Here is a 1,412-nt window from a genome sequence, read left to right as displayed (position 1 = left end):
AGTTGAGCCCCCGATAGTGGTGTAGCGCGGTGGCCCTGCTCGTCGTTCCGGACGAGGGTGCGGCCACCGTGAGATCTTTCGAGTTCACCTCTCACAGCACCCTCGAAAGGACATCATCACGATGACCGCTCCTCATATTGTCGACCCTGCCGGCCTGCTCGGCGAAGCCCTGTCCGAAGCCTCCCCGGATCTGATGCGCAGCTTGTTGCAGACAATGATCAACGCCCTCTTGTCTGCTGATGCCGAGGCGGTGGTCGGGGCCGAATGGGGCCGCCCGTCCCCGGCCCGGGTGACCCAGCGCAACGGCTACCGCCACCGCGAGCTCGACACCCGCATCGGCACCATCGACGTGGCCGTCCCGAAGCTGCGCACTGGCACCTACTTCCCAGAGTGGCTGCTCGAACGCCGCAAACGGGCCGAGTCCGCCCTCATCACGGTCGTGGCCGACTGCTACCTCGCCGGGGTCTCGACCCGCCGGATGGACAAGCTCGTGAAGACCCTGGGCATCAACTCCCTGTCGAAGTCCCAGGTCTCCCGGATGGCCGGCGACCTCGACGAGCACGTGGAGTCCTTCCGCCACCGCCCCCTAGACGAAGCGGGCCCGTTCACGTTCGTCGCCGCCGACGCGTTGAGCATGAAAGTCCGCGAGGGCGGGCGGGTGGTCAACGCGGTCGTGCTCCTGGCCACCGGGGTCAACGGCGACGGCCACCGCGAAGTCCTCGGCATGCGGGTGGCCACGGCCGAGACCGGGGCCGCCTGGAACGAGTTCTTCGCCGACCTCGTCGCCCGGGGACTGGGCGGGGTCCGCCTGGTCACCTCCGACGCCCACGCCGGGCTCAAGGACGCCATCGCGGCGAACCTGCCCGGGGCCGCCTGGCAGCGGTGCCGCACCCACTACGCGGCCAATCTCATGTCGATCTGCCCGAAGTCCATGTGGCCGGCCGTGAAGGCGATGCTGCACAGCGTCTACGACCAGCCCGACGCCGCCGCGGTCAACGCCCAGTTCGACCGCCTCATCGACTACGTCGCCGAGAAACTCCCGGCGGTGGCCGAGCACCTGGGGCAGGCCCGCGAGGACATCCTCGCCTTCACGAGCTTCCCCAAGGACGTCTGGGCCCAGATCTGGTCCAACAACCCTGCCGAGCGGCTGAACAAGGAGATCCGGCGCCGCACCGACGCGGTCGGGATCTTCCCCAACCGCGCAGCCATCGTCCGCCTCGTCGGCGCGGTGCTGGCCGAGCAGACCGACGAGTGGACCGAAGGCCGCCGCTACCTCGGCCTGGAGGTCCTCACCCGATGCCGGCTCACCACCGTCGCCGACACCGGAAGCGAGGTGAACCCCGATCCCTTGACCGCCCTCACGGCCTGATCCCCGTACGAAGGATCGCTACACCACTCCCGGGGGCTTGACC

Annotated in this window: 1 protein-coding gene; it reads left to right on the top strand. The window is 68.9% G+C overall.

Going from position 1 to position 1,412, the window contains the following annotated elements; all coding sequences use genetic code 11:
* The first annotated feature begins 121 nt into the window (after positions 1-121).
* A complete protein-coding gene (locus tag Q0817_RS19925) occupies positions 122-1,369 on the top strand; it encodes an IS256 family transposase (protein ID WP_298592210.1) in 1,248 nt (415 codons plus the stop codon).
* Positions 1,370-1,412: the final 43 nt, after the last annotated feature.

It is taken from the genome of uncultured Kocuria sp., assembly GCF_947500125.1.
In the GTDB taxonomy this organism is placed as follows: Bacteria; Actinomycetota; Actinomycetes; order Actinomycetales; family Micrococcaceae; genus Kocuria.
The sequence above is the reverse complement of the archived record's forward strand: the minus strand, read 5'-3'. Positions and strand labels throughout refer to the sequence as shown.

Bases quoted from the DNA above. Each gene is read 5' to 3' on its own strand.
- Q0817_RS19925 (WP_298592210.1), top strand. From the start codon at position 122: ATGACCGCTCCTCATATTGTCGACCCTGCCGGCCTGCTCGGCGAAGCC.